Source organism: Metabacillus niabensis (genome assembly GCF_902829255.1).
Classification (GTDB): Bacteria; Bacillota; Bacilli; order Bacillales; family Bacillaceae; genus Metabacillus; species Metabacillus niabensis.
The window spans coordinates 1-2,064 of the sequence record NZ_CADEPK010000388.1; the positions used below are offsets into that span (position 1 = coordinate 1).

The following is a 2,064-nucleotide window of genomic DNA, read 5'->3' on the forward strand; positions in this document are numbered from 1 at the left end:
ATTATGTACTAATCAGCTTTTATTATACTTTTTTTCATTTTTTGTAGCAATGATAAACCGATTAAACATACATATTCTTTATTATTTTTATATAATTTTTTTATGAATCCTTTTCATTTTTTATCGCCATATGTTTAATAATATCCCCATTATTAAAATTAACGTAATCAAAATTGTACCTGTCTGATTTATCTATATACTTTACTTCCCAAATAGGAATTCCTTCATCCATCCCTAATGTGACAGCCACTATTTTTTCAGGATTCTTTTCTGAATTAACTTCTGCAATCGCTTCTTTTTCGGTTATTCCTTCTGATTGCTTTTTAATAGTGGGCTTATTATTTTTTTCTTCTTGAGGTACCCAAACATAAATTTTTTCATTTTTTGCGTTTTTTCCAGACATTACATGATACTTCTTTTCACCATTATAAGTTTCAATTGAATCAATTGACTTTACATCCAAATCTTTATTAGATAGTACAAATTCTTTTGATTTTTGATGTCCCTCTTCATATTGGTTTCTTGCTGTTTGATATATATTCGTAAACAAAATGATCACACCTATTAAGACAACAACAGAAACAATTAATGTAATGATCGTTTTTTTTCCCATATTAAATCAACTTCCTTACGTACGATAAATGGTAAATACAGCTTTATTTTGATCTTGCTGGTCGAGAGCTAATCCGAACATTAGATCCTCTCTTTTTAACGTGCGATTTAACAAATCAACAATCTTATATAAATCATCTGAATGTTCAACTGTAACTGTTGAAATAACCTCAATTTTACTCTGCACTACAAATTCCTCCTACTTGAAACAAATATTGTAACTAATATGTCTGTTTTGTCTGGACACAATAACATTACAACGGCATCTAATGTTGTATCTTAATCCATTTTAACAGGTGTTAACACTTTAACATGATGATAAATTTTCTCCTAACTCACACCATTTAAGGCTGATTCAAGTTTTGAATCAGCCATTTTTTATCGGTGAAAAGGCGTTTTCATGCTTTAATCACGATTCATCCATTTCTCGATTGAATGTGTCAAAAGATGCATCGGATTTTTTTCAATTTCAAGTTCTGGAATAGAGCTTAAAAAGTCCTTCCCATACTTTGTTGTTATGATACGATGATCTAAAACAAATAATATCCCTCGATCATCCTCACTTCGAATTAATCTTCCAAATCCTTGTTTAAACCGTAGTATCGCTTCGGGAAGTGAATAATCGTAAAATGCATTTTTCCCCTGTCTTTTAAACTGCTCAGATTTTGCTGCAACAATCGGATTATCAGGTGATGCAAAAGGAAGACGAACAATCATTAATGCTGTAAGCTCTTCACCAGGAAAATCAACGCCCTCCCAAAAGCTGTTTGTTCCTAATAAAATGGCTTTATCGAATTGCTTAAAATTCTTTGTCAATCGCAAACGACTGCCACTACCTGTTCCTTGTCCGAGAATCATAAAATCCTCTAATGTTTCATCCTCTTTTAGCAATTGATACGTTTTTTTTAACATTTCATAGGATGTAAATAAGGCTAATATTTTCCCGTCTGTTATTTGTGCAACACTTCCTATATTAGCTGCAATTGCTTCAGAAAAATCATCAAGTGACACCTCATTAACATGCGGCATATCTGTTGGAATAAAAAGCTTTACCTGTTTTTTATAATTAAAGGGTGACTTCAATTGTAATTGTTTTGGATAAAAATCAGTTAGTCCAACAGCATCAGTCATATATGAAAATGAATGTTTAACTGCTAACGTTGCAGAAGTGAGTATTGCACTTTTTTTATTTGCAAAGAAATGATCAGCTAAAAATTCCGAAATATCTAATGGCTGAGAATAAATGGATGCAGCATTTTTAGCCCCTTTAGAATCAATTTCAATCCACGAAACAGTTGAATCAGATTGTGAAAAAAGGATCGCATTTAACTTATCCTTATATTCGTTAATCCGCGAAATCATTGCTTTATAATCCTCAAGAATTATCTTATCTTTAATTGAAAGGTCTGATTCTTTCATGTGAACTTGTAATGACTTATTCATTATTTTAAC

At 31.2% G+C, this 2,064-nt stretch carries 3 protein-coding genes; all 3 read right to left on the reverse strand.

The features are described 5' to 3' along the window. Positions 1 to 100: 100 nt before the first annotated feature. Positions 101 to 613: a cell wall elongation regulator TseB-like domain-containing protein gene (locus HU235_RS22250; RefSeq protein WP_095302195.1), complete on the reverse strand. Its 513-nt coding sequence runs from the start codon at positions 611 to 613 to the stop codon at positions 101 to 103. A 15-nt stretch (positions 614 to 628) separates the two neighbouring features. Then, positions 629 to 799 carry a YpmA family protein gene (locus tag HU235_RS22255; RefSeq protein ID WP_095302196.1) on the reverse strand — a complete coding sequence of 57 codons (171 nt, stop codon included), beginning with the start codon at positions 797 to 799 and terminating at the stop codon, positions 629 to 631. Positions 800 to 1,017: 218 nt separating this feature from the next. Further along, a partial coding sequence (locus HU235_RS22260) for a helicase C-terminal domain-containing protein (RefSeq protein WP_325100952.1) occupies positions 1,018 to 2,064 on the reverse strand: 1,047 nt, incomplete at its 5' end.

What these genes read in the sequence shown, in the direction of transcription:
- HU235_RS22250 (WP_095302195.1), bottom strand. Translation starts at nt 613, where the DNA reads ATGGGAAAAAAAACGATCATTACATTAATTGTTTCTGTTGTTGTCTTA.